We start from the raw sequence: 25,791 nt of genomic DNA, 5'->3' as shown, positions 1-25,791 counted from the left end.
ATCGGGTCGGGTGATCAGTCGATCCGGGTGATCAGTCGATCGCGCAGCCCGAGGTGGCGACGGGCAGCGGGGCCGGGACGCCGAGGGTCGGGATGCCGAGCAGGACGCCCTTGGGCTGCGCGGGAGCGGCGTTGCGCTTCTGCCAGGCGTCGCCGGCGCGGGTGCGGCGCACCGCGAGGGTCGGGCCCTCGGCGAGGAGGTGGTGCGGGGCGGCGTAGGTGATCTCGACGGTGACGACGTCGCCGGGGCGGACGTCCTCCTCGGGCTTGGTGAAGTGCACGAGGCGGTTGTCGGGGGCGCGGCCGGAGAGGCGGGCGGTGGCGCCGTCCTTGCGGCCCTCGCCCTCGGCGACCATGACCTCCAGCGTGCGGCCGACCTGCTTCTTGTTCTCCTCCCAGGAGATCTCCTCCTGGAGGGCGACCAGACGCATGTAGCGGTCCTGGACGACCTCCTTGGGGATCTGGCCCTCCATGTCGGCGGCCGGGGTGCCGGGACGCTTGGAGTACTGGAAGGTGAAGGCGTTCGCGAAGCGGGCCTCGCGCACGACGTGCATCGTCTGCTGGAAGTCCTCCTCGGTCTCGCCGGGGAAGCCCACGATGATGTCGGTGGAGATCGCCGCGTGCGGGATCGCGGCGCGGACCTTCTCGATGATCCCGAGGAAGCGCTCCTGTCGGTAGGAGCGGCGCATCGCCTTCAGGATCGGGTCGGAGCCGGACTGGAGCGGCATGTGCAGCTGCGGCATCACGTTCGGGGTCTCGGCCATGGCCGCGATCACGTCGTCGGTGAAGTCGCGGGGGTGCGGGGAGGTGAAGCGGACGCGCTCCAGGCCCTCGATCGCTCCGCAGGCGCGCAGCAGCTTCGAGAAGGCCTCGCGGTCGCCCAGGTCGGAGCCGTAGGCGTTGACGTTCTGGCCGAGCAGGGTGATCTCCGAGACGCCTTCGGCGACCAGCGCCTCGACCTCGGCGAGGATGTCGCCGGGGCGGCGGTCCTCCTCCTTGCCGCGCAGGGCGGGGACGATGCAGAAGGTGCAGGTGTTGTTGCAGCCGACGGAGATCGACACCCAGGCGGCGTACGCGGACTCGCGGCGGGTGGGGAGCGTGGAGGGGAAGGCCTCCAGCGACTCGGCGATCTCGACCTGGGCCTCCTCCTGGACGCGGGCGCGCTCCAGCAGGACGGGCAGCTTGCCGATGTTGTGCGTGCCGAAGACGACGTCGACCCAGGGGGCCCGCTTGACGATGGTGTCGCGGTCCTTCTGGGCGAGGCAGCCGCCGACGGCGATCTGCATGCCGGGGCGCTTGGTCTTCATGGGGGCGAGGCGGCCGAGGTTGCCGTAGAGCTTGTTGTCGGCGTTCTCGCGGACGGCGCAGGTGTTGAAGACGACGACGTCGGCGTCTCCGTCGGCGCCCTCGGGGGCGCGGACGTAGCCGGCGTCCTCCAGCAGACCGGAGAGTCGCTCGGAGTCGTGCACGTTCATCTGGCACCCGTAGGTGCGCACCTCGTAAGTTCCCTTGGGGTCCACTGCCGGGCTCCGGTCGCTGCTGCTGGTCATGCAACAAGGGTAGGCGGTGCCCGGGAGACCTCCGGCCGCGCGGGCGGGGCGCCGGTGGTGGGTGCGGGGTGCGGGCCGTGACAGGAGGGGCGGCGGGGTGGCAGGATCGCGCGCATGTTCCGCATACCTCCCCGTTTCGGCCGCCGCCGCGCTCTGCAGGGCCTGGTCGCCGCCCTGGCGGTGCTCGCGGGGCTGCTGTGGTGGCTGAAACCCTTCGGCGAGCCGGAGCTCTCGGGTGATCTGACCTTCAGCACGGGGGTGCGTACGGGCGTCTACCACCGGTACGGCCAGCTGCTGGAGCAGGCGCTCGCCCAGGACATGCCCGAGGTGCGGGTGCGGCTGGAGACCAGCGAGGGTTCGCAGCAGAACCTCCAGCGCGTGGCGGCCGGCGCGGCCGACTTCACGGTGGCGACGGCGGACGCGGTGGCCAAGTACCGGGCCGACGGCAAGCCGGGCGCGACGCGGCTGCGCGGCTGCGCGCGGCTCTACGACGACTACGTGCAGCTGGTGGTGCCCGCCGGCTCGCCCGTGCAGTCGGCGCACGACCTGCGCGGCAAGCGGGTCGCGGTGGGTCAGGACGGGTCGGGCGTGCGGCTGATCTCCGACCGGCTGCTGAAGGCGGCCAAGCTGGACCCCGCACGGGACATCACGCCGGTGGCGATCGGCATCGACACCATGCCGGCGGAGCTGGAGGCGGGCCGCATCGACGCCTTCTTCTGGTCCGGCGGGCTCCCGACGAACGCGGTGCGCGAGCTGTCGGAGCGCTTCGACGTCCGGCTCGTCCAGCTCGGCGACCTGCTGGAGCGGCTCCAGGCCAGTGGCAGCCCGGCCGCCTACTATCGGGCCGCGGTGATGCCGCAGGACGCGTACACGCGGGCCCGCAACACCTCGGCGGTGGCCACGGTCGCCGTACCGAACCTGCTGGTCACCCGGGAGGACACGGGGGCGGAGCTCACGGAACGGTTCACCCGGACGGTGATCCTGAGCCGGGACCGGATCGGGCACGAGGTGCACGCGGCGCAGCTGGTGGACCTGCGCACCGCGATCTACACCGATCCGCTGGAGCTGCACGAGGGCGCGCGGCGGTACTACCGCTCGGTCAAGCCGTAGCGTCGGCCGGGCCGGGCAGGAGCATCATCGCGGCGGCGGCCGCGCCGATGAGCCCGGCGTCGGTGCCGAGGGCGGCCGGGACCACCTTGAGGTCGCGCACGAAGGACAGGGTGGCGTACGAGGCCAGGTGCCGCCGGATCGGCACGAAGAGGGTGTCCCCGCAGGCGGCGACCCCGCCGCCGATGACCGCGATGTCGGTTTCGACGAGGGTGGCGGTGGCCGCGATGGCGGCGGCCAGGGCGCGGCCGGCCCGGTCGAAGGCGGCCAGCGCGACCGGGTCGCCGGCGCGGGCGGCGGTGGCGACGCCGGCGGCCGTGGGGTCGGGGCCGGTCCAGTTGCGTTCACGCGCCCAGCGGGCGATGGCGGTACCGGAGGCGAGGGATTCGACGCAACCTCGGCCGCCGCAGACACAGGGCTCGCCGTCGAACGCGACGCTGATGTGACCGATGTGGCCGGCGTTGCCGGTGGGGCCGGGGTGGAGTCGGCCGTTCAGGACGATGCCGCCGCCGACGCCGGTGGAGACCACCATGCACAGGGCGTTGTCGTGGCCGCGGGCGGCGCCGAGCCAGTGTTCGGCGGCCGTCATGGCCACGCCGTCGCCGGCGAGGACCACGGGGATCCGGGCGCCGCGGGCACGCAGCTCGGCGGCGACGCGGGCCTGGACGGGGAAGCCGCGCCAGGCGGCGATGTTGACGGGGCTGACCGTGCCCCGTGAGGTGTCGACGGGCCCGGCGCTGCCGATGCCGCAGCGGACGGCCGACGCCCACAGGGGGTCGCCGGAGAGGTCGGCGATCACTTCGGTCACGGCCGCCATGACGCCCTCGGCGTCCGTGTCGCGCGGGGTGGGGCGGCGGGTGGCGGCGGTGAGGGTGCCGTCGGGGTGGACCAGCGCGCCCGCGATCTTCGTGCCGCCGATGTCGATCGCCACCGTCGGACCGGTGGCCGCTCCCGCGCCGGCGCGCGGCGCGGGGAAGGCTGGGGTGGGAGTGGTCACGGTGGCGCTCCTGGAGGTCGGATTTCAGTATGCGGCCGGTGGCGGGGCCGTACTCTCCCGGGGCTCCAGTCGGGGCGGTTCGCTCTCCCGGACGCGGGGCGCCCCTCCGGCGAGGAGGGCGAGGAGTTCCTCGGCCGCGAGCCGGCCGAACGCGGCGGTGTCACGGACCAGGGCGGTCAGCCGGGGGTGGGTGACGCGGCACAGCGCCGAGTCGTCCCAGGCGACGAGGGAGAGCCGGCCGGGCACGGGGATGCCGAGTTCGGCGGCGACCGCGCCGCCGGCGACCGCCATCACGTCGTTGTCGTAGATCAGGGCGGTGGGCGGCTCCGGTTCGGCGAGGACCCGGCGGGTGGCGGCGGCGCCCTCGGCGTCGGAGTAGTCGGTGGGGACCGAGCGCACCCGGTCGGCGGAAAGCCCGAGGCGGGCGGCCTCGACGCGCAGGGAGGCGATGCGGCGGGCGGTGTGGGCGAGGTCGGGGAGGCCCGCGATGTGGGTGATGCGGCGGTGGCCGAGGGCGTGGAGGTGGCCCAGGACGTCGGCCATGGCGCGGGCGTCGTCGGAGCGGACGCGGGAGAGGCCGAGGGGCGGCGCGGCCTCGGGGATCGCCGGATCGGGCGTGTCCGCCGCGCCCCGTGCGGGCGCCTGCCCGCCGACCAGTACGGCCGGCAGGCCCAGCCGCGCCAGCAGTTCCGGGCGCGGGTCGCTCGTACGGGGATCGACGACGAGGACCCCGTCGACGCGCCGTTCGGCCCACCAGCGGCGGTAGGCGGCGCATTCGGCGTCGATGTCCTCGACCACCTGGAAGAGCAGGGCGATCCGGCCGGCCGCGAGGACCTCCTGGATCCCGGATACCAGCCGGAGGAAGAACGATTCGACGCCCAGGGTGTGCGCGGGACGGGCCAGGACCAGCCCGATGGCGCCGGAGCGTTCGCCGGAGAGGGCGCGGGCGGCGCTGTTGGGTTGCCAGCCCAGTTCCTCGGCGAGGGCGCGGATGCGGGCGCGGGTGGCGTCGGAGACCCCCGGGCGGCCGTTGAGCGCGAAGGAGACGGCGCTCTCCGACACGCCGGCGCGGCGGGCGATGTCCTTCATGGTGGGCCTGCGGACCCTGCGCGCCCTGTGCGTTTCCGTCACGCCCCGGCCCTTTCCGTCACACCCCGGCCCTTTTCCGTCACACCCTGGCCTTTTCGGTTCACGTCCTGGTCGACCGGGCGGAGCTAAACCGCATTAGTTCGCCCAGCCTGGCCAGGGGGGACCCGTGTGTCAACAGGGCTGAAGCGCATAAGTCGCGGCGCGCGAGGCCCTGTTGACTTCTTCGGCGCGGGCGCGCAGCTTGTGGGCACCCGGTGAATTCCCCTGAACTCCAGGACCTTTCATGGACCGTGCCGCCCGCACCCCGCGTTTCGGCGTGAATTACACCCCGACCCGGGGCTGGTTCCACCATTGGTTGGACTTCGACCTCGACGAGGTGCGGGCCGATCTCGATTCGATCGCCGCACTCGGTCTCGATCACGTCCGGGTGTTCCCGCTGTGGCCGGTGTTCCAGCCCAACCGCACCCTGATCCGGCCGCGCGCCGTCGAGCAGTTGGTCGCGCTCGCCGACGCGGCCGGCGAACGCGGTCTCGACGTGGCCGTGGACGGGCTCCAGGGGCACCTGTCGAGCTTCGACTTCCTGCCGTCGTGGACGACGACCTGGCACCGGCGCCACCTGTACACCGATCCGGACGTGGTGGCCGCGCAGGAGGAGTACCTGCGCACGCTGGCCGCCGCCCTCGCCGACCGGCCCCACTTCCTCGGGATGACCGTCGGCAACGAGATCAACCAGTTCTCCGGGCCGCCCCACCCCGACCCCGACCGCGTCTGCTCGGCCGGCGCCGCCCGCTGGTTGGAGCGGATGCTCGCCGCCTGCGAGAAGGGCGCCCCGGGCCGGCCGCACGTACACGCCGAGTACGACGCCGCCTGGTACCGGGACGATCATCCCTTCACCCCCGCCCAGGCCGCGCGGCTCGGCGCCGCCACCGCCGTGCACTCCTGGGTGTTCAACGGCACGGCGCAGCGCCACGGCCACGCCGGAACGGCCACCGAGCACCACGCCGCGTACCTGGTCGAGCTGTCCAAGGCCTGGGCGACGGATCCGCACCGGCCGGTGTGGCTCCAGGAGGTCGGGGCGCCCGCGCCGCTGATCGGGCCCGCGCACGCGGCGCGGTTCACCGAGGCGACCGTGGCGAACGCGCTGGACTGCGCCGACCTGTGGGGGGTGACGTGGTGGTGCTCGCACGACGTGTCCCGCGAGCTGGCGGACTTCCCCGAGTTGGAGTACGGGCTCGGCCTGCTCACCAACGACCGCCGGGTCAAGCCCGCCGGAGCCGCCCTCGCCCGGATCGCCGCCGCCCGGCGGGGTCGTGAGCACCGCCCGGCCGTACGGTCCACCGCGCTCGCCCTCGACGTGGGCGGGGCCGAGGAGGCCCCGGGGCGGTCGGTGTGCGCTCCGGGCGGCGCCTTCTTCGAGGCCTGGGCGGCACTGACGCAGCGGGGTGCGCGGCCGGCCGTGGTCCTGGAGGAGCTGGCCGGGGATCCGGCCCACCTGTCCGCGCGCGGCATCACCGAGGTGCTGCGCGTGCACGACGTCACCCGACCCCCCGCGTGAGGAGCCCGCATGTCCGAGACCGGCGCCGGCGACGATCCGCGTACGCCCGCCCCGCCCTCCTTGTCCCGTCCCGCCCGGCGCGCGGTGCTGGCCGCCGGGGTCGCGGGGCTCGCGGGGGCGGGGGCGGCCCTGCTGCCGCCCGTACCCGCCTCGGCCGCCACCACGGCGACGCCGCCGCCGGCCGGCCTCGCCCCGTACGCCTCCTACTGGTTCCCGGACTCGCTGCCGGCGGGCGAGCCCGGACCGGGCATCGTGTGGCGCTCGCTGAAGGCGTGGAGCCCGCACACGGATCCGGACCTGGCCCACAACACCGCGACCGTGCCACTGGCCCCGCGCTTCACGCCCGTCCCGCCGAACCGCGACGCCCGCGCGGGCCGGGCCCGTATCGCGGCGCTCGTCTCCTTCGGGCCGACCGCGTCCAACCCCTCGCAGGGCTCGGCGACCGCCGACCACTACGCGCTCACGCACTGGGCGTACCTCGACGAGCTGGTGTTCTGGGGCGGTTCCTCCGGCGAGGGCATCATCCTCGCGCCGAACGCTCCGGTGGTCGACGCCGCGCACCGCAACGGCGTCCCCGTGCTCGGCAACGTCTTCCTGCCGCCCGTCGCCTACGGCGGTGACCTGCGCTGGACCCGGGAGTTGGTGCAGCGGGATCCGGCGGGTGGCTTCCCGCTCGCCGAGCGGCTGGTCGAGGTGGCGCGGACGTACGGCTTCGACGGCTGGTTCGTCAACGCCGAGACGGACGGCGGCGACAGCGAACTGGCTTCGTCCATGCGGGAGTTCCTGAAGGCGCTGCGCGCGCTGGGGGCACCGTACGGGCTGCGCGTCACCTGGTACGACGCCATGAACACCACCGGACGGGTCGGCTGGCAGGGCGCGCTGAACGCGCTCAACCAGGAGTTCTTCGAGGACCGGACGGGCACGGTCGCCGACACGATGTTCGTGGACTTCCGCTGGACGGCGCAGACCCTCGCCGCGTCCGGCGCGCTCGCCGAGCGGCTGGGCCGTTCCCGGCACGAGCTGTGGGCGGCCGTCGACCTGGAGTCCGCCGGCTGGAACGCGCCGGTCCGCTGGGACGCGATCGTGCCGCGCGGGCGCGAGCACGTCGTCAGCCTGGGCTTCTACCGGCCCGAGTGGACCCGCGATCACCTCACCGACCGCTCCCCCGGGGCCTTCCACCGCGCCGACGACCGCCTGTGGACGGGCGAGTCGCTCGACCCGGCCCGCCCGGCGCCGGAGACGGGTTGGCGCGCGCCGGCGACGGTGGTGGCCGACCGGTCCACCGTCACCGGGCCGCCCTTCGCCTGTTCGTTCAACACGGGCCACGGGCTGCGCTGGTACGCCGACGGTCGGGTCGCCTCCGAGGCGCCCTGGAACCACCTGGGGCTCCAGGACCGGCTCCCGGGCCGCCGCTGGGCGGTGGAGACGGCCGGGCCGCGCCCCGAGGTCACCCTGGACTTCGCGGACGCCTGGCGCGGGGGTTCCAGCCTGCTCGTCTCGGGCGCCCTGAGCGCCCCCGCCACCGTCGGGCTGCACGCGACGCGGCTGGCGCTGACCGGCGCCTGCGTCGCGGAGCTGGTCCACCGCCTCGGGCCGGACTCGGGCCCGGTGTCCGTCGAGCTCGGCGTCGCCACCCGCGAGGCGCCCGCGTCGGGCGAGCCGATCCCGTACACATGGCTCGTGGCGCCGCCGGCGGGCGCCGGGCAGGGCTGGCGGACCTCCCGGATCCCCCTCGCACCGCTGGCCGGGAGGACGGCGTACGCCCTGGCCGTACGGATCACCGCGCCCGGGAAGAGGCCGGTGTCCTGGCGGCTCGGGGCCCTGACGGTACGCGACACCACCGCCGCCCGGCGCCCGGCCCCGCCCCCGCACCTGTGGGTGGACGCCTCCGCCCGGCGGGGCGAGGAAGCCGAGCTGCGCCTCTCGTGGGACCGCGCGCCCGGCCCGGTGCGCCACTACGAGCTCCACCGCGTCCTGCCCGACGGCACCCGCCGCTTCCTCGGCGGCACCTGCGGCACGGCCCTCCACGTGCCCTCCGTACCCCGCGCGGGCCGGGAACGGGCGGCGCGCTTCGAGCTACGGGCCGTCGACGAGGTCTACGCCGCCTCCACGCCGGCCCGCACCACACTCGCGTGGTAACGCCTGACTAAGCCGTATCGCCCTGTGGGTCGGTGCGGGGCACGGCCACGGTGACGCGCAGCCCGTGCGGCGGGTTCGTCTCGTAGGAGAGGGACCCGCCGCCGGCGGCGAGCAGGGCGCGGGAGATCGACAGACCGAGCCCGGAGCCCTTGATGTTCTGGTGGCGTCCGCTACGCCAGAAACGGTCGCCGACCCGCTGGAGTTCCTCCTCGGTCAGGCCGGGTCCGCGGTCGGCGACGACGACGAGCGCGCTGCGCCCGGCCGCCGACACGGAGACCTCGACCTCCTCTCCGGCGGGGGTGAACTTCAGGGCGTTGTCGATGACGGCGTCGAGGGCGCTGGACAGGGCGATGGGGTCCGCCCAGCCGGTGACGGCGGAGCGGCCCGCCTCGGTGAGCCGTACGCCCTTCTCCTCGGCGTAAGGCCGCCAGGCGGCGACCCGTTCGGCGGCGAGCGCGCCGATGTCGGTGAGGCTGATCTCGGCGGAGGCGTGCTCGGCCAGCGCCAGGTCCAGGAGGTCGTCGAGGACCTGGGCGAGGCGTTTGCCCTCGGTGCGCACCGAGGCGATCTCCTCGTTGCCCTCGGGCAGTTCGAGGGCGAGCAGCTCGATCCGCAGGAGCAGCGCGGCGAGCGGGTTGCGCAGTTGGTGCGAGGCGTCCGCGACGAACGCCCGCTGCTGTTCGAGGACTTCTTCGACGTTGTCGGCCATCTCGTTGAACGAGCGGGCCAGGCGCCGTAGTTCCGGGGGACCGCCGGCGGCCGCGACGCGGGAGTTCATCCGGCCGGTGGCGATGCCGTGGGCGGCCGCGTCGAGGGTGCGTACGGGCTTGAGGACCCAGCTGGTGAGCCGCAGCGCGGCGCCGAAGGCGAGCAGCATGGCGGCCGCGAGACCGCCGGCGATGATCAACCAGCCGCGCAGGATGCGGCCGCGCATCTGGTCGGTGGGTGACTCGGTGGCGACGACGGCCACGACGTCGCCGTCGAGGACGACCGGGGAGGCGACGAGGAGCCGGCCGTGGGTCTGCCAGGGCCACACCTGGCCGGGGTCGTGGCTGCGCCGGCCGGCGAGGGCTTCCTCGTAGGAGCGGCGGCCTTCGCCGGATTCGGGGAGCTGCCACCAGCCGGGGGCGCGCGCCATGGCGTTCTCGTCGCGGCCGAAGATGCCTACGCGGATGCCGTACAGCTCCTGGTAGCGGGCCAGTTCGAGCTGGAGGGTGGCGCGGCGTTCGTCGGCGCCGGTGGAGCCGGAGCCCTCTGCGTCGATGACGAACTGGGCGAGGGCGGCGAAGCGGGCGCTGTCGTCGATCCGGTCGACGACGACCCGCTGCTGTTGCGCGGACGCCAGGCTGACGGCGAGCGGGAAGCCCAGCGCGAGCAGGACCCCGGCCATGAGGATGACGAGGAGCGGGAGCAGCCGGGCGCGCACGACGGCTCCCCGCTAGGGCGCGGCCGGGGTGACGAGCCGGTAGCCCACCCCGCGGACGGTCTCGATGAGGGCGGGCATGCCCAGCTTGGAGCGCAGGGAGGCGACGTGCACCTCAAGGGTGCGGCCGGTGCCCTCCCAGCTGGTGCGCCAGACCTCGCTGATGATCTGTTCGCGGCGGAAGACGACGCCGGGCCGCTGGGCGAGCAGGGCCAGCAGGTCGAACTCCTTGCGGGTGAGCTGGACGTCCTTGCCGTGCACGCTGACGCGGCGGGTGGGCAGTTCGATGCTGACGGGGCCGAGGCGCACGAGGGCCGGGGCGGTGGCGCCGTTGCCGGAGCCGGGGCCGCCGGCCTCCTCGGGCGCGGGTCCGGTGCGCCGGGCGACGGCGTGGATGCGGGCGAGGAGTTCGCCGGTGTCGTAGGGCTTGACGACGTAGTCGTCGGCGCCCATGTTCAGGCCGTGGATGCGCGAACGGACGTCGCCGCGGGCCGTGACCATGATGACGGGCGTGCTGGTGCGCTTGCGGATCTTGCCGCAGACCTCGTAGCCGTCCTGGTCGGGCAGACCGAGGTCGAGCAGGATCACCCCGTAGGGGGAGACGTGGGGCGGGGCGTCGGCCGGCAGTAGCGCCTGGAGGGCTTCCTCGCCGCTGCGGGCGTGCGTCACCCGGAAGCCGTGCCGCGCGAGGATCGCGGACAACGCGGCGGCGACGTGGTCGTCGTCCTCGACGAGCAGCAGTCTCACGGCGGTCCCCTTTCCTGTTTTCCTGATTTCCCGATTCCCGGCGCCGGATTTTCCCGGCGCCGGACTGTTTCGCGGCACCGGGAGGTGGGCAGAGCCCACGGAACGCGGCCCACCACGGGCCACCCTGCATCCACGCCCATGGAGAGTGCCACGTCAAGGGGGGTTCCGGCCCGGCGAGTCATCCGTTACGCACCCGGTACGCGTACATCGTGCACCAGCCGGGGACCGCGCACGGAGCGTATCGGGTCGAGGCCGTATCGTTATGCTCAATTCTCCCTCAGATGTGGTGACGGTGTGCGGATCTCGTCACTACATTCCTCCCAACCGACGGAGGACGGAGCAAGAAGCCGATGAGCGGAGTATCAGTGACCAAGGACGTGCAGGACGCGGCCGGTGCCGCGGACGGCCTGGTCGTACTGAGCAACGTCAACAAGCACTTCGGCGCGCTGCACGTGCTTCAGGACATCGATCTGAGCATTGCCCGCGGTGAGGTCGTCGTGGTGATCGGTCCTTCGGGATCGGGCAAGTCCACGCTGTGCCGGACGATCAACAGGCTGGAGACGATCGACTCGGGGACCATCACGGTCGACGGGAAGGCGCTCCCCTCGGAGGGCAGGGAACTGGCCCGGCTGCGCGCCGACGTGGGCATGGTCTTCCAGTCCTTCAACCTGTTCGCGCACAAGACGGTGCTGCAGAACGTCATGCTGGGTCAGCTGAAGGTCCGCAAGACGGACCAGGCGGCGGCCATGGAGAAGGCGAAGTCGCTGCTGGACCGGGTGGGGGTCGGCTCGCAGGCCGACAAGTACCCGGCGCAGCTGTCCGGAGGCCAGCAGCAGCGCGTGGCGATCGCCCGCGCGCTGGCGATGGACCCGAAGGTGATGCTCTTCGACGAGCCCACCTCGGCGCTGGACCCGGAGATGATCAACGAGGTGCTGGAGGTCATGCAGCAGCTCGCCTCGGAGGGCATGACGATGGTCGTCGTCACGCACGAGATGGGCTTCGCCCGTTCGGCGGCGAACCGGGTCGTCTTCATGGCCGACGGGAAGATCGTCGAACAGGCCACGCCCGAGCAGTTCTTCAGCAACCCGCGCAGTGACCGTGCCAAGGACTTCCTGTCGAAGATCCTGCACCACTGACGCTCTCGTCTGGTAGTGATCCGGTCGACAGAGCACGCCGTCGCGCGCGACGGGCCCCGCTCGTCGCTCAACAACGTCTCACCCGAGGGAAGTTCACCATGAAGGTTTTCAAGGCCGGTGCGGCCGTCGCCGCGGCCGTCGTCCTCTCCCTGACCGCGACCGCCTGCGGCGGCTCGAAGGACAGCTCCGCCGGCAGTGACGCGGGCCCGTCCGGCGGCGCGAAGGACAAGATCGTCATCGGCATCAAGTTCGACCAGCCGGGTCTGGGCCTGAAGACCCCGGAGGGCAAGTACACGGGCTTCGACGTCGACGTCGCGACGTACGTCGCCAAGGAGCTCGGCTACCAGCCGGACCAGATCGAGTTCAAGCAGGCCGTCAGCGCCGAGCGCGAGAACCTGATCTCCAACGGTGACGTGAAGCTGGTCGTCGCGACGTACACGATCAACGACAAGCGCAAGGCGAAGGTCGACTTCGCCGGCCCGTACTTCCTGGCCCACCAGGACCTGCTGGTCCGCGCCGACGACACCTCGATCACCAAGGCCGAGGACCTCAACAAGAAGAAGCTCTGCTCCGTCACCGGCTCCACCTCGGCGCAGAACATCAAGACCAAGCTGGCCCCCGAGGCCGACCTGCAGCAGCTTCCCGGCTACTCCGAGTGCCTGACGGGCCTGGAGAACAAGTCCATCGACGCGCTGACCACGGACAACTCGATCCTCGCGGGTTACGCCGCGCAGGAGAAGAACAAGGGCAAGTTCAAGCTGACCGGCCTGAAGCTGAGCGACGAGCCCTACGGCATCGGCCTCAAGAAGGGCGACAAGGACCTCCAGACGAAGGTCAACGCCGCCCTCAAGAAGATGGTCGAGGACGGTTCCTGGCAGAAGGCGGTGGACGCGAACCTCGGTCCCGCCGGCTACAAGGCCGAGCCTGCCCCGCAGATCACCGAAGGCAGCTGATTCATCGGTGAGGGGCGTCGCCGCCCGCCTGTGACGGGCGGCGGCGCGCCTCACCGGCCATCCTGGGGAGAGCGCAGGGCAACGTGTTCGACTTTCTTACTTCCGGGCAGTACGACCTGCTCGGAGCCTTCTGGGTGACGGTTCAGCTCACCCTCTACTCGGCGGCCGGGGCACTGGTCTGGGGCCTCGCCCTGGCCGGGATGCGGGTCAGCCCGGTCCCGCTGATGCGGGGGTTCGGCACCGCGTACGTCAACATCGTGCGCAACATCCCGCTCACCGTGCTGATCATCGGCTGCTCGCTGGGCCTGAACCAGACGCTGGGCATCGCGCTCGGCGGCAGCACCTTCAAGGAGATCGGCTTCCGGCTCGCGGTCCTGGGCCTCGCGGCGTACACCGGCACCTTCGTGTGCGAAGCGATCCGCTCCGGCATCAACACGGTGCCGGTCGGCCAGGCGGAGGCGGCCCGTGCGCTCGGACTGAGCTTCTTCCAGGTGCTCACCCTGATCGTGCTGCCCCAGGCGTTCCGGGCGGTCATCGCACCGCTGGCCAACGTCCTCATCGCCCTCACCAAGAACACGACGGTGGCGGCGGCCATCGGTGTGGCCGAAGCGGCCCTGCTGATGAAGGAAATGATCGAGAACGAAGCGGACGCGCTCTACGCCGTCTTCGGGGTCATCGCCCTCGGCTTCGTCCTGCTGACCCTGCCGACCGGCCTGCTCCTGGGCTGGGTGGCCAAGCGAGTGGCGGTGAAGCGATGACCTCCGTGCTGTACGACGCGCCGGGCCCCAAGGCCAAGGCGCGCAACCTGCTCTACACCGCGGTGTTCCTGGTCGTCCTCGGCCTGGGCCTCTGGTGGGTGCTGGCCAAGATGGCGGAGAAGAACCAGCTCGACGCGGACAAGTGGACCCCGTTCGTCGAGGACGCCAACATCTGGACGACCTTCCTGCTGCCGGGCCTCGGGGAGACCCTCAAGGCGGGCCTCATCGCCATGGTGATCGCCCTCCCGCTCGGCGCGCTCTTCGGCATGGGACGCCTGTCCGACCACGCCTGGGTGCGGATACCGGTCGGCGTGGTCGTGGAGTTCTTCCGCGCGATCCCGGTCCTGATCCTGATGGTGTTCGGCAGCGCCCTGTTCGTCGGTGCGGTCAGTTCGGACATCCGCCCGCTGTACGCGGCGATCACCGGCCTGGTCCTCTACAACGCCTCCGTCATCGCCGAGATCGTCCGGGCCGGCATCGAGTCGCTGCCCCGCGGGCAGACCGACGCGGCGAAGGCGATCGGTATGCGCAAGGGCCAGACCATGGTCTACGTCCTGATCCCGCAGGCCGTCACCGCCATGCTCCCCGCCCTGGTCAGCCAGCTCGTCGTGATCCTCAAGGACACGGCCCTGGCGGGTGCCCTGCTCGGGTACGGCGACCTGCTGTCGATGAACCGGCAGATCTCGGCGAACTACAGCAACACCATCCCGACACTGGTCGTGATCGCCCTGCTGTACGTGCTCGTGAACTTCGCCCTCACCACCTTCGCCTCCTGGATGGAGGGCCGGCTGAGGAAGTCGAAGAAGGGCACGGGCGCGGTCGTCGCCGGCGATGTGGCCGAGGTCGACGCGGGCGGCGCGGTCGGCGTGGGCAAGGCTCCTTGATCCCGGCCTGAGACCCCGCGGACACGGCTCCCCCACGGCGGAGGGCCTGACGCACGGTCAGTACACTGGCGTGACACCTGTGGTGCGGCGGAACTCATCCGCCGCACCACACGGCGTTGGACGGACCGGGGGTCACTTGACGCGGGCACCTTCAGTGGGTTGCATACGTTCTGTGATCACATACCGGACATCGGGAGCCGCATCATGGACCCGGTGATCGTCGTCGGCGCGGGTCCCGTCGGGCTGTCCATGGCCCTCGCCCTGGCCGGCCACGGCGTGCCCAGCGTCCTGCTCGACGAGGGGCCCGGCAAGGAGGAGCCCCGGCCCGCCCGTTCCGTCGTCCTGCACGCCGACACGGCGGCCATGGCCCACCGGCTCGGCTGCACGACCCCGCGCGACGAGGGCGCGCCCTACGCCGCCTGGCGCACCCTGAGGCGTCGCCAGGAGACGGGCCGCGTCACCTTCGAGGACCGGCCCGCGCCGCTGCACCTGCCGCAGCACGCCCTCACGCGCGGGCTGCGCGACGCCGCCGCCGCGAACCCGCTGGTCCGGCTGGTCACCGACTGCAAGCTGGACTCCCTGGAGCAGGACGGGCGCGGCGTCACCGCGCGCACCCGGGGCTCCGCCGGCACCTGGTGGCGCGGCAGCCACCTGGTCGGCTGCGACGGGGCCCGCTCCACCGTGCGCAAGCTCCTCGGCATCCGCTTCCCGGGCCGGACCGCCGTGGAACGCCACGCCGTGGCCGCCCTGCGCGCCGAACTGCCGTGGCCCGGCGAGGCGTTGCTGCACCGCAACCCGCCCTCGGGCCCGTCGGAGATCACCGCCCGGCCGCTCCCCGACGGGGTGTGGCGCCTGGACTGGCTGCTGCCGGCGCGCGGGGACCTCGTCACCCCCGACGCGCTCGTCACGCTCATCCGCGACACCCTGGCGGGGTGGTGCGGCGGCACCACGCCCCCGTACGACCTCATCGACACCGGCGTACACACCCTGCACCACCGCCTCGCCCGGCGCTGGCGCGACGGCCGGGTCTTCCTCGCCGGGGACGCCGCGCACCTGCTGGGCGCGCTCGGCACCCAGGGCGTCGAGGAGGGACTGCGCGACGCGGAGAACCTCGCCTGGAAGCTGGCCCTGGACCGACACCAAGGTGCCTCGGAAGCCCTGCTCGACAGCTACGAGGACGAACGCCGCACCGCCGTGGCCGCCCGGCTGCGCGCCGCCGACCAGGCCATGCCCGCCCTGCGCGGCGGCACCGGCCTGCGCACGCTGCTGCCCGGGTCGGCCCGTTCCGCCGAGGCCCTGCTCACCGACGGGCACCTCGGGCGGGGGCCGCTCGGCGCCGAGCCGGTGTACGCGCCGCCGGTCGCCGTACGCGAGGTCCCGACGGCCACGGCGCCGGGCGGGCCGGTGGCGAACGTCCCCGTGACGGCGCCCGACGGATCCACGGTTCCGCTGCGCGACCTGCTGGGCCGGGGCCGGCTGCTGGTGCTGCTCGTCGCCCCGGGCACCGGCGTGTGGGACCGGCGGCACTGGATGGGCGCCGGGCTGATGCCCCGGCTCGCGGCGGCGGTCACCGCCCTGCCGGTCCCCGCCGAGCTGCTGGTGGCCGACGACTACCCGGGGGCCCCCGCACACACCGTGCTCCTCGTACGGCCCGACGGGCATCTGGCCGCCACCTTCGCCGGGGTACGGCCGGCGGAACTCTACGAGGCGGCGGACGCGGTCCGGGCCGGCGCACCCGACCCGGCCGGCGCACCCGATGCGGCGGCCACGCCCTCCACCACGCCCACAGCGGTGATCGATTGACGCTCATCGTGACTCGTGCTTCACTCACCGACATGACCGGCAACGACGTACGCCTGTGGCGGAGGGTCCATATGGACCTGCTCCGCTACGCGGGCTGCGTGTGTCGCCCTTCCTGCTGATTCGCCTTCCCTCCGCGCGCCCCGCGCCCCTTCCGGGCCCGCGCGCACCTTCGCGAACCCCAGGACGGTCAACTCCATGTCTGCGCCCGCATCGACGCACGCCCCGCACGCCCCTGCCCCGACACACGCCCCCACAGTCACCACGGCCCCCACGGCGACGGAACTCCTCGACTTCGCCCTGCGCACCGCCGCCGACCCCGCCCTCGTGGACTCCCTGCCCCTCGACCCCGAGGGCCGCACCTGGATCCGGCTGGACGGTCCCGGCGGCAGCGAGGCCTGGCTGATCGGCTGGCCGCCCGGTACCGGCACCGGCTGGCACGACCACGCCGAATCGCGCGGCGCGTTCGCCACCGCGCGCGGCCGGCTCACCGAACGCTCGCTGGCCGTACGCCTTCCCTCGGAAGGCTGGCAGTCCCTGGAACTGGCCCCCGACGTCGACCGTACGCGCGGCCTCGGCGCGGGCAGCGGCCGCGCCTTCGGCGAACACCACGTCCACGAGGTCCTCAACGAGTCCCCCGCCGAGCACGCGATCTCCGTGCACGCGTACTACCCGCCGCTCCCCCTCATGCGCCGTTTCGGCCGCAGCGGCCCGGTCCTCACCCTGGAGCACGTCGAGCGCCCGGCGGACTGGCAGTGAGCGCCGCCGGCGTCGGCATCGACGAACTGCTGGAACGGATCCGCGAGGGCTACACCCGCATCGAACCCCACGAGGCGTACGAGGCCTTCCTGCGCGGGGCCCTGCTGGTCGACATCCGCTACCAGGCGCTGCGGGAGCGCGACGGTCTCATCCCGGGCGCGGTGGTCATCGAGCGCAACGAGCTGGAGTGGCGCCTCGATCCCCGCGGCTCGCACCGCATCCCCGAGGCCACGCACCACGACCTGCGGGTGGTGGTGATCTGCGACGAGGGCTACGCCTCCACCTTGGCGGCGGCCTCCCTCCACACCCTGGGCCTGCGCCACGCGACGGACCTCACGGGCGGCTTCCAGGCCTGGAAACGAGCCGCCCTCCCGACCACGACGCCCACCACGTCCACCACGTCCACCGCGCCCACCGACAACAACCCATAGCCCCTGAGCCCGACAGGGCGGGCGGAGGCCCGTGGTCCCCGCCCGCCCTGCGCCGACCCTCCGGCCCGGCTACGCCTTGGACATCGCCACCTCCACCGGCGGCACCCGCAGCGCGACGCGCCCCGGCAGGGCCGTCGCGGCCAGGGCCAACAGCCCGGCCCCGCCCACCACCACCCCGTACACGAGCGGCAGTACCACCGGCGCCGCCGAGCCCGTCATGCCCACGCTGAACGCGGTCAGCACGGTCAGCGCGATCCCCGACCCCAGCACCGCCCCGATGAGCAGCACGGCCAGCGTCTCCGCGCGCAGCATCCCCCGCACCTGACGTCGCTTCGCCCCGGCCAGCCGCAGCATCGCGAACTCCCGCAGCCGCTCGGCGGTCGACATAGCCAGGGTGTTGACCACCGCGATGGCGGTGAACGCCAGCACCAGGCCCATCGCCAGCAGGTTGATCTCCGCCCCGGCGGCCTGCCGATCCGCCCGCGCCGCGTCGGCGTCCGCCGCCGACAGCACCGCGACGCCGGGGAAGCCCCGTACGGCCTCGGTCAGCGCCTGCCGTCCGATCCCCGGCTCCGCCGCCACGAGTACGTTGTCGGCCGACGGGTTGTCGACGTGCGCGGCGACCAGCCCGTGAGGCAGCGTCAGGTCACCGAAGCCCAGCCCCCGCGCGTACACGGCGGACACCGTGAGGGTGACCGGCGTTCCGTCGCCGAGCGTCAGGTCCAGCGGACTGCCCGGCTTCAACCCCAGCTGGTCGGCGGCCAGTTCGCTGACCGCCGCGCTGCCCTCGCCGAAGCCGTCGAGGCTGCCGCGGACGACGCCGGGGTCCCAGGTGCGGGTGAGGCCGGTCGGGGTCACACCCTGCGCGGCGTACTTGGTGAGGCCGACCCGGACGGAGGTCCGCACGATCTCGGTGGCCGCCGTGACACCGGGCGTACGGCGGATCCGGTCGGCGGCCCCGGCGCTGACCCCGGGGCCCTGCGCGGCCAGCACCCACGGCGCCCGTACGCCCTCGCGGGCCTGGACCCGGGCGGCGTCCCCGAGGGTCGGGGTGATGAACAGCACCGTGCAGGTCATCCCGATCAGCAGGGCGAGCGGGGTGACGGCGGAGGCCATGCGGGTCGCGTTGCCGCGCAGGTTCGCGCCGGCCAGGTGACCGCCGGCGCCCGCCAATCGCAGCGGTCCGGCGAGCAGCGCGGCGGCGGCTCGGACCAGCAGCGGGCCGAGCAGCGAGACGGCGCCCGCCGGCACCACCACGGCCAGGAAGGTCACGGGGGTCGAGGCCGGTTCGGTGCGCAGGGAGGCGAGTACGACGACCAGCACCGCCCCGCCCGCCAGCAGGAGCAGCCCCGTCAGCGTCCGGATCCACGCGGGCCGCCCCCGGTCCACGGCGGCCTCGGCCAGCGCTTCGGCGGGGCGGATGCGGGCGACGCGCCGACCGGTGATCCGCGCCGCGGCCCAGGCGCCGAGCAGGCTCGCCGCGACGGCGGCGAACATCGGGAAGATCCCGGCGGTGGGTTCCAGCGTGGCGGGGACGACCCCGCCGGCGACGAAGCGGCCGTGCAACCAGGAGGCGAGCGGCAGTCCGGCGAGGGCTCCGGCGATCCCGGCGGCCAGACCGACGATGAGCGCCTCCCGCCCGATGAGCCGGCGGACCTGCTTCGGGGTGGCGGCGACGGCGCGCAGCAGGGCCAGTTCGCGGTGGCGCTGCTGGACGGACAGGGCGAAGGTGCCGACGACCACGAGGACCGCGACCAGCAGGGAGGTGCCGCCCATGGCACCTCCCATCGACACCAGCCTGATGCGGGCACCGGCCGCGTCGAGGAACTCGACGGGCCCCCGCTCGTCCCCGGTACTGACCACCGCGGCCTGCCCGCCGGAGCGGGTCCCGGCGGTGCCCTTCGGCTCGCCGCCCTTCACCTCGGTGTCCTTCAGCGCCTGGCCGATCCGTCCGGCGAGTGTCGCCGGGTCCACGCCGGGCGCGGGGACCACGCCGATCGCGGCGACCTGCCCGGCGCGGGCGGCGAGCCGCTCGGCCTCGGCATCGCTGAAGAAGAGCGCGCTCTGGTGGGCGAGGTCGCCCCGCGCGGTGCGGGCGATGCCGCTCACCGTGTACGTCTTCGGCTCGCCGGTGGCCTGGATCGTCAGCCGGCTTCCGGCCTTCAGCCCCGCTCGGGCGGCGAGGGCCCGGTCGATGACGACCTCGTCGCCGCCGCGGGGCGCCGCGCCCTCGACGAGGGTGAAGGGGGTGAGGACGGCGGAGGTCCAGGCGTGCCCGTACGAGGGCGTACCGGCGCCCGCGCCCGGGATCATCGCCGCGGCCCGGAACGTCAGCTCGGGCACGACCTGCCCGGCTCCGGGGACGGCCCGGACGGTGTCCACAGCGGCGGCCGGCAGCCAGGCCCGCTCGGCGACGGGCTTGGCCTTGTGCTTCGTCTTGGTCTTGCCCTTCTTCTCCTTGACCGTGGTCTGGTGGACGTTCTGGTCGGCGGAGACGACGACCGGCGTGGCCGCGTAGCGTTCGGTGGCGATCTTCCCGCGGAGTCCGGTCTCCAGGAGGGTGCCGCAGGCGGTGACCAGAGCGGCCGCGCACAGGAGCGCGACGAAGGCTCCGAGGAAACCGGCCTTGCGGTCCCTGACGGTCTGCAGGGCGTAACGCAGCATCATGCGGGCAACTCTGCCGCCGGGCCCGCTCCGTGACATTGGAGCGCCCCGGCGTCCCTACCCGGGTGCTACCCCCACCCCCGGCCCGGGGTCCCGCCCCGCCCCCGCCGGGCGGGGTCAGCCCGCCGGGTACCCCAGGTCGTCCGCGTCCTCGCCCTCCGCCTCCAGGGCGCGGCGCACCACCCGCAGGGCCATGCCCTCCGGGTACCCCTTGCGGGCGAGCATCCCGGCGAGGCGCCGGATCCGCTTGTCCCGCTCCAGCCCCCGGGTGGCCCGGAGCTTGCGCTCCACGAGCTCCCGCGCGGTCTGCTCCTCCTGATCGGAGTCCAGCTGCTCCAGCGCCTCCTGGACGAGGGTGGTGTGCACCCCCTTGGTCCGCAGCTCCTGGGCGAGGGCTCGGCGGGCCAGGCCCCGGCCCCGGTGCCGGGACTCGACCCAGGCCCCGGCGAAGGCGGCGTCGTCGATCAGGCCCACCTCCTCGTACCGGGAGAGGACCTCCTCCGCCACCTCGTCGGGGATGCCCCGCTTCGCGAGGGCGTCCGCGAGCTGGCGCCGCGTACGGGGCATCCCGGTGAGCAGGCGCAGACAGATCGCCCGCGCCTGCTCCTCGGGACTCTGGGGCGGCAGTTCCTGACGGCCCTCCCGGCCGCCCGCGCCGCCCCTCTCCTGCTCCCGCACCGGGTCAGCTCTTGGCGACGGCGGCCTTGGCCGGCGTCTTGGCCTTCGACGCGGGGGCGGGTACGGCCGCGGCGGCGGCGCCGTCCGCCGGGGCGGCGGCCGTCTCCTCGGCCGCGGCGTCCTTGCGCACGCCGACGCCCAGCTTCTCCTTGATCTTCCGCTCGATCTCGTTGGCGAGGTCGGGGTTGTCCTTCAGGAAGTTGCGGGCGTTCTCCTTGCCCTGGCCGAGCTGGTCGCCCTCGTACGTGTACCAGGCGCCGGCCTTGCGGATGAAGCCGTGCTCCACGCCCATGTCGATCAGGCCGCCCTCGCGGCTGATGCCCTGGCCGTAGAGGATGTCGAACTCGGCCTGCTTGAACGGCGGCGCGACCTTGTTCTTCACGACCTTGCAGCGGGTGCGGTTGCCGACCGCCTCCGTGCCGTCCTTGAGGGTTTCGATGCGGCGGATGTCGATGCGCACCGAGGCGTAGAACTTCAGCGCGCGGCCACCGGTCGTGGTCTCGGGCGAGCCGAACATCACACCGATCTTCTCGCGGAGCTGGTTGATGAAGATCGCGGTGGTCTTGGACTGGTTCAGCGCACCGGTGATCTTGCGGAGCGCCTGGCTCATCAGACGGGCCTGGAGACCCACGTGCGAGTCGCCCATCTCACCCTCGATCTCCGCGCGCGGTACGAGCGCCGCGACGGAGTCGATGACGATCAGGTCGAGCGCGCCGGAGCGGACCAGCATGTCGACGATCTCAAGCGCCTGCTCGCCGGTGTCCGGCTGGGACAGGATGAGGTTGTCGGTGTCGACGCCGAGGGCCTTGGCGTACTCGGGGTCGAGCGCGTGCTCGGCGTCCACGAAGGCGACGGTGCCGCCGGCCTTCTGCGCGTTGGCCACGGCGTGCAGGGTCAGGGTCGTCTTACCGGAGGACTCCGGGCCGTACACCTCCACCACACGGCCGCGCGGCAGGCCGCCGACGCCGAGGGCGATGTCCAGCGCCGTCGACCCGGTGGGGATGACGTCGATGGGGTCGTTCGGCTTGTCACCCAGGCGCATGACGGCGCCCTTGCCGAATTGCCGTTCAATCTGTGCGAGCGCGGCGTCGAGAGCCTTCTCGCGGTCGGTGCCTGCCATGGGTTCCACCCGGTTTGCTTGAGTCGATCGCTTCACGCCATTGACGCTAACGCCTGCCACTGACAATGCGCTCCCACGCCCGTTTCGGCTGTGGATAACTCATCAGAATGGATGTTCGATTTCCGTGTCAAGCCGGACACACCTCCGCCCGGCGACCGTGGTCACCGGGCGGAGGGAAGGGGGGTACGACCGCGCCGTTACGGCTTCGGCACCGCGCAGCCGGGGCGGTTCAGGTCCAGCTGGCTGCCGGGTCCGATGCAGGGGACGAGGGTGTAGGTCTGCTGGGCGTAGTTGATGCCCCTGCGCACGGTCACGGTGCCGTTCTGGTCGACCTCGCACGGATTGTTGTCCGTGCAGCGCCCGCCGGCCTCGTTGCCCGTGTTGTTGACGGCGACCACCTTGCCGGTCGTCGTGTCGATCACGGGCGAGCCCGAGGTGCCGCCGATGGTGTTGCAGGACGAGGTGTAGCGGACGGAGTCCTTCCAGGTCCAGGCGCCTTCCTTGAGGAGGTAGGCGAAGCCGTCGATGTTGCAGCTGTACGTCCGCTTCCAGTACCCGGACACCACCTTGATGGCCGAACCCTGCGTCGGGCGGACGTCGTTCAGCGTGAGCGCGCTGATGCCGTACTGGCTCTGGATCTGCGCGTAGGTCGTGGTGAGCTGGTAGAGGGAGACGTCCGTGTCCGTCATCGTCCCGTACGCGATCTTGCTCGCCCGCAGCGTCGCGACCTTCGAGCCGGCCGCGTTGAGCAGCGAGAACGTGCGACTGGAGGCGCGGTTGACGATGACCTGGCCGGCGGCGGGGAAGCCGGTCTCCAGGCAGTGCCCGTTGGACAGGACGAGCGCGGGGTCGTTCGGCTGGGAGCCCGGGGCGCGGACGACGGAGCCGGAGCAGTTGCTGAGCGCGACCGTCCCCGCGTAGGTGACGGCGGCGGGCGAGGCGGTGTCGGCGGGCGAGGCGGCGGCCGTGGCGGGCCAGGCGGCGGCCGAGGCGGTCGCGGGGGGTGCGGAGTCGACCGTCGCGGTGCCGGCACGGTCCGTGTCCTGCGGGGCGGCGGCCACGGCCGGCGCTGCCGCGACTCCGGTCAGGAGCAGGGAGAGCACGACGCCGGCGAGAGGCTTGTTCATGTGGGGGTTCCCCTCCGATGACATGACGAGGCGACCGAAGATCCTTCGGTTGTCATGCGCATTGTTGGCCCGGGGAATCCAACTCACAAGAGGGCATGGGGAGTTGTGGCCCGGCCCTGGCCCGAACACCCCAGGTCCACGGGGTCACCACCAGTACGCGGGATAGCGCACCGCCCCCCGCCGCGCCCTCGACGCGGCCATCCCGGCCAGTACCAGCAGCATCGCCGCCCCGGCCAACAGCGGCACGAACCGCACCGGATCCGGCGCCTGGAGGACCACCACCACCGTGGTCGCCGCAGCCGGCGAATGCGGGGTCCGGGCCAGGGTCATGACCCCCACCGCGACGCCCGCCGCCAGCGCGGCCACCCACGGCGCCCGCCCCAGCAGCGCGAGCCCGAGATAGCCGACCGCCGCGCACAGCAGGTGCCCGGCGACGACGCTGCGCGGCTGGGCCAGCGGGAGCGCGGGGACCCCGTAGACGATCGCCGCGCTCGCCGCGATCGGCGGGATCAGCACCGGCTCGCGCAGCAGCGCGCCGATGCCCACGAGCGTCAGCAGCGCGACCGCCGCCACCCCTCCGCTGTGCAGGGCGGCCGTCCGCGCGGGGGACGCCGGCGCGGGCGCCCGCCCCGCTAAGGCCCGCAGGGCGGCGCGACCGGGCTCCCCGCCGATCCGACGGGTACGCGTATCCACACTCATGACGGCCAGATCTACGCCGCCCCCGCATACCGGACCTATACGTCGGCCCTACACGCCAAGGCCTTCGAAGCCACGGCGGCGCCACACCACCTGACAACCGAGGGTTGACGCCCTACCTAGTGTCAACCTAGGGTTGCATCCATGACGAACCCTTCCGTGGAACCCGTTCGCATGACCAACCCGGTCCGCCTCGACGACCTGATCGAGGCCATCAAGAAGGTCCACACCGACACCCTCGAACAGCTCAGCGGCGCCGTCGTCGCGGCCGAGCACCTCGGGGACGTCGCGGACCACCTCATCGGCCACTTCGTCGACCAAGCCCGCCGCTCCGGCGCCTCCTGGACCGACATCGGCCGCAGCATGGGCGTCACCCGCCAGGCCGCCCAGAAGCGCTTCGTCCCCAAGGCCGACAAGGAGGGCGAGGCCGCCATGGACCCGAACCAGGGTTTCGGCCGCTTCACCCCCCGCGCCCGCAACGTCGTCGTGACCGCGCAGGAGGAGGCCCGCAAGGCGGGCAACACCGAGATCCGCACCGAGCACCTCCTGCTCGGTCTGCTCGCCGAGCCCGAGGGCCTCGCCATGGTCGTCCTGCGCGCGCAGGGCGTCGCCCCCGAGGACGTCCGCGCGGCCGCCACGGCCCACCTGCCCGAACGGGTCGCGGAGGTCCCCGACCTGGTGCCCTTCGACGCCTCCGCCAAGAAGGCCCTGGAACTCACCTTCCGCGAGGCGCTGCGCCTGGGCCACAACTACGTCGGCACCGAACACCTCCTGCTCGCCCTCCTCGAACAGGAGGACGGCGACGGCGTACTGAGCGCCGTACTCGGCGTCGACAAGGCCGCCGCCGAGGCCGAACTCAACGCGCTCCTGGCCCCCATCGTCGGCGCGGACGGGCCGGCGCGGGAGTCGTGACGACGGGGTCGGCCACGTCGTACCGCTTCACGTAGGCACCGAGGAAGGCCTGGAGGGTGGCGACGGCGGGGATCGCGATCAGCGCCCCGACGGCTCCCATCAGGGCGGTGCCCGCGACGACCGAGCCGAAGGCCACGGCCGGATGGATGTCGACGGTCTTCGCGGTCAGCTTGGGTTGCAGCACGTAGTTCTCGAACTGCTGGTAGACCACCACGAATCCGAGCACGTACAGCGCGTACCAGGGATTGACCGTGAAGGCGATCAGGATCGGCAGCGCGCCCGCCAGGTAGGTGCCGATGGTGGGGATGAACTGGGACACCAGCCCCACCCACACCGCGAGCGCGGGCGCGTACGGCACGTCCAGGATCGCGAAGAGGACGTAGTGCGCGATCCCGGAGATCAGCGCCATCAGGCCCCGGGAATAGAGGTAGCCGCCGGTCTTGGCGACGGCGATCTCCCAGGCCCGCAGGACCTCCGCCTGCTTCGCGGGCGGCAGGACGGAGCACAGCGCGCGCCGCAGGCGGGGCCCGTCGGCGGCGAAGTAGAAGGAGAACAGACCGACCGTCAACAGCCGGAAGAGCCCACCGAGCACGGTGGTGGACACGTCGAGCACTCCGCTCGCGCTGTTCTGTACGTACTTCTGGAGCCAGTCGGAGTGCAGCAGGCTGTCCTGGATCTCCAGCCGGGACAGCTGGGTGTGGAACGTCGCGTTGATCGAGTCGATCACCGAGTCGAGGTAGCGCGGGAAGCTCGCGACCATGGAGACGATCTGCCCGGCGAGCATCGATCCGAGCAGCGTGACGAAGCCGGCCGCCGCCACGAACACGATGAGGAACACCAGGAAGGTGGCGAACCCGCGACGCATGCCGCGGGCCGCCATCCGGGCCACGGCCGGCTCCACGGCGAGCGCCAGGAAGAACGCGATCAGGATGTTGAGCAGCAGCCCGACCAGCTGGTGGAAGGCCCAACTGCCGAGCTGGAAGCAGGCCACGAGGGCCAGTACGAGGATCACCGCGCGCGGCAGCCAGCCCGGCATCCGGGCCTCCGCCTGCGCCCCGCCGGGTACCCGACGGCCGGGCCCGCCGGGGCCGGCCGGGTCCGGCGGCCAGGGCGGCGTCGGACCGGGAGCGCCGGGGGCGTCCGCCGCCCGCGCGGTTCCGGGGGCGGCCGTCGCGTCCTCGCGGGCCCGGCCTCGCGGGCGGGTCGTCTCGTCTCTCGCTGCCACGCCGCCCAGTCTGTCCCACCGGCCGCCCGAACCACGAAATCG

At 73.0% G+C, this 25,791-nt stretch carries 23 protein-coding genes; 12 read left to right on the top strand and 11 right to left on the bottom strand.

All coding sequences use genetic code 11. The annotated features are described in order from the left end of the window. Window positions 1-31: 31 nt before the first annotated feature. Entirely contained in the window at window positions 32-1,549 is a 1,518-nt protein-coding gene (gene miaB, locus M4D82_RS24670; protein WP_249768106.1) for a tRNA (N6-isopentenyl adenosine(37)-C2)-methylthiotransferase MiaB, read from the bottom strand. 114 nt (window positions 1,550-1,663) lie between these two features. Here miaB and M4D82_RS24665 point away from each other — a divergent pair, with 114 nt between their 5' ends. Next, window positions 1,664-2,659 carry a TAXI family TRAP transporter solute-binding subunit gene (locus tag M4D82_RS24665; protein ID WP_249768105.1) on the top strand — a complete coding sequence of 332 codons (996 nt, stop codon included), beginning with the start codon at window positions 1,664-1,666 and terminating at the stop codon, window positions 2,657-2,659. On the opposite strand, the gene M4D82_RS24660 is transcribed toward M4D82_RS24665, so the two are convergent. Both M4D82_RS24660 and M4D82_RS24655 read right to left on the bottom strand, forming a co-directional pair. Then, window positions 2,649-3,653, bottom strand: coding sequence for an ROK family protein (locus M4D82_RS24660; RefSeq protein ID WP_502988994.1), 1,005 nt, complete (start codon window positions 3,651-3,653; stop codon window positions 2,649-2,651). The genes M4D82_RS24665 and M4D82_RS24660 overlap by 11 nt on opposite strands. Before the next feature lie 24 nt (window positions 3,654-3,677). Then, on the bottom strand, window positions 3,678-4,742 hold the full coding sequence (locus tag M4D82_RS24655) for a LacI family DNA-binding transcriptional regulator (RefSeq protein WP_249772125.1): 1,065 nt from the start codon (window positions 4,740-4,742) through the stop codon (window positions 3,678-3,680). A 283-nt stretch (window positions 4,743-5,025) separates the two neighbouring features. Between M4D82_RS24655 and M4D82_RS24650 the strand changes: the two genes are divergently transcribed. After that, window positions 5,026-6,297 (top strand): glycoside hydrolase 5 family protein, encoded by a 1,272-nt coding sequence (locus M4D82_RS24650; RefSeq protein WP_249768104.1) that lies wholly within the window; start codon window positions 5,026-5,028, stop codon window positions 6,295-6,297. A 9-nt stretch (window positions 6,298-6,306) separates the two neighbouring features. Beyond that, window positions 6,307-8,436, top strand: coding sequence for an endo-beta-N-acetylglucosaminidase (locus M4D82_RS24645; protein ID WP_249768103.1), 2,130 nt, complete (start codon window positions 6,307-6,309; stop codon window positions 8,434-8,436). Window positions 8,437-8,443: 7 nt separating this feature from the next. On the opposite strand, the gene M4D82_RS24640 is transcribed toward M4D82_RS24645, so the two are convergent. Continuing rightward, the gene (locus M4D82_RS24640) at window positions 8,444-9,862 is read right to left on the bottom strand and encodes a sensor histidine kinase (protein WP_249768102.1); all 1,419 of its coding nucleotides are present in this window, start codon (window positions 9,860-9,862) and stop codon (window positions 8,444-8,446) included. A gap of 12 nt (window positions 9,863-9,874) precedes the next feature. Then, window positions 9,875-10,606 carry a response regulator transcription factor gene (locus M4D82_RS24635; protein ID WP_249768101.1) on the bottom strand — a complete coding sequence of 244 codons (732 nt, stop codon included), beginning with the start codon at window positions 10,604-10,606 and terminating at the stop codon, window positions 9,875-9,877. Window positions 10,607-10,956: 350 nt separating this feature from the next. Between M4D82_RS24635 and M4D82_RS24630 the strand changes: the two genes are divergently transcribed. From M4D82_RS24630 to M4D82_RS24600, 8 genes are all read left to right on the top strand, one after another. Further along, entirely contained in the window at window positions 10,957-11,742 is a 786-nt protein-coding gene (locus M4D82_RS24630) for an amino acid ABC transporter ATP-binding protein (protein ID WP_283844503.1), read from the top strand. A gap of 98 nt (window positions 11,743-11,840) precedes the next feature. Further along, window positions 11,841-12,695 carry a glutamate ABC transporter substrate-binding protein gene (locus M4D82_RS24625; protein WP_249768100.1) on the top strand — a complete coding sequence of 285 codons (855 nt, stop codon included), beginning with the start codon at window positions 11,841-11,843 and terminating at the stop codon, window positions 12,693-12,695. A gap of 83 nt (window positions 12,696-12,778) precedes the next feature. Next, window positions 12,779-13,453, top strand: a complete 675-nt coding sequence (locus tag M4D82_RS24620) for an amino acid ABC transporter permease (RefSeq protein WP_249768099.1) — start codon at window positions 12,779-12,781, stop codon at window positions 13,451-13,453. Then, window positions 13,450-14,337 carry an amino acid ABC transporter permease gene (locus M4D82_RS24615; RefSeq protein ID WP_249768098.1) on the top strand — a complete coding sequence of 296 codons (888 nt, stop codon included), beginning with the start codon at window positions 13,450-13,452 and terminating at the stop codon, window positions 14,335-14,337. The genes M4D82_RS24620 and M4D82_RS24615 overlap by 4 nt, the downstream gene beginning before the upstream one ends. A gap of 204 nt (window positions 14,338-14,541) precedes the next feature. Next, window positions 14,542-16,140: an FAD-dependent monooxygenase gene (locus M4D82_RS24610; protein WP_249768097.1), complete on the top strand. Its 1,599-nt coding sequence runs from the start codon at window positions 14,542-14,544 to the stop codon at window positions 16,138-16,140. A 32-nt stretch (window positions 16,141-16,172) separates the two neighbouring features. Continuing rightward, window positions 16,173-16,259 (top strand): putative leader peptide, encoded by an 87-nt coding sequence (locus M4D82_RS34385; protein WP_311318651.1) that lies wholly within the window; start codon window positions 16,173-16,175, stop codon window positions 16,257-16,259. Window positions 16,260-16,335: 76 nt separating this feature from the next. After that, window positions 16,336-16,896 carry a cupin domain-containing protein gene (locus M4D82_RS24605; RefSeq protein ID WP_249768096.1) on the top strand — a complete coding sequence of 187 codons (561 nt, stop codon included), beginning with the start codon at window positions 16,336-16,338 and terminating at the stop codon, window positions 16,894-16,896. Beyond that, window positions 16,893-17,327 (top strand): rhodanese-like domain-containing protein, encoded by a 435-nt coding sequence (locus tag M4D82_RS24600; protein ID WP_249768095.1) that lies wholly within the window; start codon window positions 16,893-16,895, stop codon window positions 17,325-17,327. Before M4D82_RS24605 ends, M4D82_RS24600 begins: the two co-directional genes overlap by 4 nt. A 69-nt stretch (window positions 17,328-17,396) precedes the next feature. On the opposite strand, the gene M4D82_RS24595 is transcribed toward M4D82_RS24600, so the two are convergent. The 5 genes from M4D82_RS24595 to M4D82_RS24575 form a co-directional block, all read right to left on the bottom strand. Next, a complete protein-coding gene (locus tag M4D82_RS24595) occupies window positions 17,397-19,994 on the bottom strand; it encodes an ABC transporter permease (protein ID WP_249768094.1) in 2,598 nt (865 codons plus the stop codon). 114 nt (window positions 19,995-20,108) lie between these two features. Further along, window positions 20,109-20,669: a recombination regulator RecX gene (gene recX, locus M4D82_RS24590; RefSeq protein ID WP_249768093.1), complete on the bottom strand. Its 561-nt coding sequence runs from the start codon at window positions 20,667-20,669 to the stop codon at window positions 20,109-20,111. A gap of 4 nt (window positions 20,670-20,673) precedes the next feature. After that, the gene (gene recA / locus M4D82_RS24585; RefSeq protein ID WP_249768092.1) at window positions 20,674-21,789 is read right to left on the bottom strand and encodes a recombinase RecA; all 1,116 of its coding nucleotides are present in this window, start codon (window positions 21,787-21,789) and stop codon (window positions 20,674-20,676) included. A 197-nt stretch (window positions 21,790-21,986) separates the two neighbouring features. Then, entirely contained in the window at window positions 21,987-22,916 is a 930-nt protein-coding gene (locus M4D82_RS24580) for a S1 family peptidase (protein WP_249768091.1), read from the bottom strand. 144 nt (window positions 22,917-23,060) lie between these two features. Beyond that, window positions 23,061-23,615 (bottom strand): HPP family protein, encoded by a 555-nt coding sequence (locus M4D82_RS24575; protein WP_249768090.1) that lies wholly within the window; start codon window positions 23,613-23,615, stop codon window positions 23,061-23,063. Between the two features lie 141 nt (window positions 23,616-23,756). Here M4D82_RS24575 and M4D82_RS24570 point away from each other — a divergent pair, with 141 nt between their 5' ends. Continuing rightward, window positions 23,757-24,524, top strand: coding sequence for a Clp protease N-terminal domain-containing protein (locus tag M4D82_RS24570; protein WP_249768089.1), 768 nt, complete (start codon window positions 23,757-23,759; stop codon window positions 24,522-24,524). Here M4D82_RS24570 and M4D82_RS24565 read toward each other — a convergent pair. Beyond that, window positions 24,469-25,560 carry an AI-2E family transporter gene (locus M4D82_RS24565; protein ID WP_283844551.1) on the bottom strand — a complete coding sequence of 364 codons (1,092 nt, stop codon included), beginning with the start codon at window positions 25,558-25,560 and terminating at the stop codon, window positions 24,469-24,471. The two genes, M4D82_RS24570 and M4D82_RS24565, sit on opposite strands and share 56 nt — an antisense overlap. Window positions 25,561-25,791 lie beyond the last annotated feature (231 nt).

The sequence above is a fragment of the Streptomyces sp. RerS4 genome, assembly GCF_023515955.1.
Taxonomy (GTDB): Bacteria; Actinomycetota; Actinomycetes; order Streptomycetales; family Streptomycetaceae; genus Streptomyces.
This window is presented reverse-complemented; position numbering and strand designations above follow the sequence as displayed.